Raw genomic sequence first — 4,247 nt, 5'->3', positions numbered from 1 at the left:
GCCGTTCCAAGTCAATACATGAGGGGAAACCTCGACTTGTGAATAACTCTTATTACCTTGGTGGTGAAATTCCATCTGCCCTGTTGTTGGGCTGACACCCCCTTTCAAAGGGGGGTTAGGGGGGATGGAAAAATAGGGATTCTGAGCGTCTGGGAAACCCTGACCACTGCGCATGAAAGAGGTGATGTCCTCCCCCTGTGTTGACATTGATAATAACAAAATGCTCCTAGCTTGTGTCTTGGGCATATGAACGTTTAGCTTATGAAGGTATCCGAATCCTGGCCCTTGCTTTCCCATCCCTGAGCTCCCCTCCCCCCTAGGCACGGGGGGTTAGGGGGGATGGAGAGCGCGGGACAACAGCCAGGAAAGTTAATTAAACCGCTTCTATCTGAGCTGCATCATATTCATCCAGCAAATAAACACTCTGATCGAAGCCAGTTTTAGTAATAGTATCCTTTACTGTTTCTTGAACACCTACCATATAAATATCAACATTTGTTCCCATTTTTTGTTTAGCAAAAATCAATACCCGTAAACCCGCACTTGCCATAAATTCTAGTTCTTCCATCATTAAAACAAGTCTTCTCGGACTTGTAGCTGCTGCTTCTTCTACTTTTGTTTTAAAGTCAGGAGCTGTAGCTCCATCTAGCTCTCCAGATAATGTTATTTTAGCAATATTATCTTTGATTGTTTCTAGGGTTGCTGTAAAAGCCATAATTTTTCCTTTGTTGTTGATTTTTTTTGATTTTTAGGACTTACCCAGACACTGGGTTGCTCAACGAAATTTCGTTATTTCAAGAATAATAATCAGGGTAATAAACCCGGTTTCTTTAGCAATTTCACTAGGAGGTGAAATTTTTGGCCTCTTTATAATATCATTAGGACTTATCCAAAGAAACCGGGTTTTTAGGATAAATTCTTATTTTTAGGTTAAAAAAAGTGCCACCTGTTTCAGTTCAAACGTTCAGAAAGTTAGCAGAAAGTTAGTATCAAAGGTAGACAAGGGTAAAAAAATTACCAAATAATTAATAGACATCTCCAGATCAAGAGGGAACAGGGAACAGCGGATCTGGGAACAGGAAGAAAGAATAGATAATTTCTGGATAATAATTGATTTGATTTTCAATTTTCACGCCTCTGTCTAATAATTAAATAATTCAGCTTGAAAGCCTCCCCTTGGATAGGGGAAAAAAATAAGTTTCTTTCTTAAGCGTCAATCCTTTCCCTTTTAGAGAGAGATAATTATCCATTATCCATTATCCATTATTCATTAATGAATCCCCTACTCCTTAAATCCTATTTACTTACCAGAATGACTACGGAGCGATCGCCAACCAATAACCCTTGCTGATTTTCTAACACAGCTTCGTTCCCTGGTTCCCAAGCATCTTCTGGGGAGGCACAAGCAGTATTAGCAAAAACGTGCCACTTCTTCCCACCTGATAAACCGGGAATGTCAAACCAGATACTTTCCCAGTGCATATTCATTGCTACATAAATATCATTATCTTGCTCTGTTGCTTCTTTGGCGTGTTTACCACAAAGCATAAAAGCAATAGTCCGAGAATGAGCAGACCAGTCAGCATTCCAAACCTGAGTACCATGCCAAGTAATATCTAAATTTCCACTACCAGCATAATCTTGATTTCGGAAATGGTGGCGATTTCTCAATACTGGGTGAGCTTTGCGAAATGCAATGCAATTCTTCACGAACCTAAATAACTCAGCATTAGTTTCTAGAAATTTCCAATTTAGCCAATTTAGTTCGGAGTCGTGGCAATAAGTATTATTATTACCATTTTTGCTCCGACCAATTTCATCTCCCATTAGTAACATCGGGACACCTTGACTAACCATCATAATTGCGATCGCATTTCGCATCTGACGACTACGCAAAGCATTTATCCCTGAGTCATCAGTCCAACCCTCGGCGCCACAGTTCCAACTTTCATTATCATTCGCCCCATCATTATTATTTTCACCATTAGCTTCATTATGCTTATCATTGTAGGAAACCATATCAGCTAAAGTGAAACCGTCATGGGCGGTAATAAAATTAATAGATGTTGCCGGGGCGCGACCTTGCCAAGCATAGAGGTCAGGGGAACCTTGTATGCGTTGCGCCATTTCCCCTACAGTACAATCACCTTTAATAAACTTCCGAATCGCATCGCGATATTTACCATTCCATTCTGCCCAACGTCCAAAAGCAGGAAAAGAACCCACCTGATATAAACCACCTGCATCCCAAGCTTCTGCAATTAACTTACAGTTAGCTAAAATTGGGTCAAAAGCCAAAGTTTCTAACAGTGGAGGATTTGCTAATGGTGCGCCCCAGGGGTCACGTCCGAGAATTGAAGCCAAATCAAACCGGAAACCATCAATATGATATTCACTTGCCCAATAGCGCAAACAATCTAATACCACATTTCTCACAATGGGGTTATTACAGTTAATAGTATTACCGCAACCACTAAAGTTAAAATAATAACCTTCGGGCGTTAACATATAATATGTCTTATTGTCAATACCCCGGAAAGAAATTGTCGGACCATTTTCATTTCCTTCTGCTGTGTGATTAAACACAACATCCAGAATTACTTCAATCCCATTTTTATGCAGCTCTTTAACTAGATTTTTTAACTCATCTATCTGCATTCCCAACTTACCTGTAGCTGCGTATCCAGCTTTAGGAGCAAAAAATCCGACCGTACTATAACCCCAATAATTGTAGAGCATTTCTCCTGTTATGGGGCTAGGGCGAGAATTTTCAAACTCATCAAATTCATAGATGGGCATCAACTCCACCGCATTAACGCCTAATTCTTTGAGGTAAGGAATTTTTTCCCGGATAGCAGCAAATGTTCCCGGATGTTTGACACCAGAAGAGGAATGAGCGGTAAAGCTGCGAACGTGCATTTCATAGATAATCTGATCTTGTGGCGGAATTTCCAGAGGGCGGTCATTTTCCCAGTCAAAATCATCATAAGCAATTCTCGCCCGGTGTTGATAAATATCATCCCAATTTGGTGTTTCTCCCCAAACATCTCGACCCCCAATAACCTTAGCATAGGGGTCCATGAGAATTTTACTTTTGTCGAACAATTGACCCTCATGGAAATTATTCGGTCCATCCATGCGGTAACCATATTCGATATTCTCAACATCAAGGTCAAAGACAATCAGACAATAAACATTTCCTATCCGAAATTCTTCAGGAACAGGAATTTCTGCCATTGGTTGTGGAGCGCCTTTTTGAAACAAGACTAATGTACAGGATGTGGCATGAGAAGAAAATATAGAAAAATTGACTCCTCCAAGCACCATAGTTGCACCGAATGGAAAAGGATTTCCCCTACGCAGTTTAAAATCACCGTGACTATGGGTAGGATGGATATCAATACGCTCTTGTAACATGACTTCTGGATAATTGATAATGGATAATTGATAATGGATAATTGATAATGAAAACCGCTGTAAACCTTCTCGCTTGGAAAAAGTTGCACATGGCGTATCTTTAATAATTAATTATTAACTAGACAGCGCGAAGTTCTTGGAATAACTATTGCTAACTAAGGCTTTCAGCAATCTCAAGGTTAGAAACTCTTTATTCAGAACTGTAGGTACTGTAAGCTCTTTCCCGTAATACTTTCAGTCAGATAAGCAAATCGTTTTTTGGAAGAACTTTGTAATCTCTAGTTATTAATTATTAATTATTAATTATCAATTAGTAGCTTATTTGGTTGAGTTTGTTTATTCCTTGAGTTTTTCCATTCCTTCCTCAACTTTTTCAACAGTTGTAAAAAAGTCTAGAAACCCAGTCACAGACATAGTATCTTGAAGTTCTTCAGAAAGTCCTACTAATACAACCTTTCCTTTCTTAGATTCTGCTTGTCTGTACAGTGATAGTAACATTCGTAACCCTGCACTAGACATATATGGCACTTGGGTCATATCCATCAGAATTTTGCTATCTGGTTCAGCTAGGGGTACAACTTGTTTTTGAACATCAGGTGCTGTATTAGCGTCGATGTCTCCATTTAGTTCTACTACTTTAATTTCTTCTACTGTTTTAATATTAATTTCAATTGTCATTTGATTTAGTGTAATAATGCTCAGATTTTTAGATGTTGGTTGGGTTTGCTCACACGGATTATGCCACGGATATACGGATTAAGGGTCTAGTAGGGTGCGTTAAATTTGATTAACGCACCGCCTCTCCCATATATTTTTATGGATAAACTTCA

3 protein-coding genes are annotated in these 4,247 nt (G+C 39.3%); all 3 read right to left on the bottom strand.

Translation table 11 applies throughout. The annotated features are described in order from the left end of the window. Nucleotides 1-373 precede the first annotated feature (373 nt). Nucleotides 374-715: an anti-sigma factor antagonist gene (locus F6K40_RS19970; protein WP_293138856.1), complete on the bottom strand. Its 342-nt coding sequence runs from the start codon at nt 713-715 to the stop codon at nt 374-376. A 581-nt stretch (nt 716-1,296) separates the two neighbouring features. After that, nucleotides 1,297-3,417 carry a glycogen debranching protein GlgX gene (gene glgX, locus F6K40_RS19965; protein WP_293138855.1) on the bottom strand — a complete coding sequence of 707 codons (2,121 nt, stop codon included), beginning with the start codon at nt 3,415-3,417 and terminating at the stop codon, nt 1,297-1,299. A gap of 336 nt (nt 3,418-3,753) precedes the next feature. Beyond that, nucleotides 3,754-4,095 carry an anti-sigma factor antagonist gene (locus F6K40_RS19960; protein ID WP_293138854.1) on the bottom strand — a complete coding sequence of 114 codons (342 nt, stop codon included), beginning with the start codon at nt 4,093-4,095 and terminating at the stop codon, nt 3,754-3,756. Nucleotides 4,096-4,247 lie beyond the last annotated feature (152 nt).

This window comes from Okeania sp. SIO3I5 (assembly GCF_010672085.1).
Lineage (GTDB): Bacteria > Cyanobacteriota > Cyanobacteriia > Cyanobacteriales > Microcoleaceae > Trichodesmium.
This window is presented reverse-complemented; position numbering and strand designations above follow the sequence as displayed.

Bases quoted from the DNA above. Each gene is read 5' to 3' on its own strand.
- F6K40_RS19970 (WP_293138856.1), bottom strand. From the start codon at position 715: ATGGCTTTTACAGCAACCCTAGAAACAATCAAAGATAATATTGCTAAA.
- glgX (WP_293138855.1), bottom strand. From the start codon at position 3,417: ATGTTACAAGAGCGTATTGATATCCATCCTACCCATAGTCACGGTGAT.
- F6K40_RS19960 (WP_293138854.1), bottom strand. From the start codon at position 4,095: ATGACAATTGAAATTAATATTAAAACAGTAGAAGAAATTAAAGTAGTA.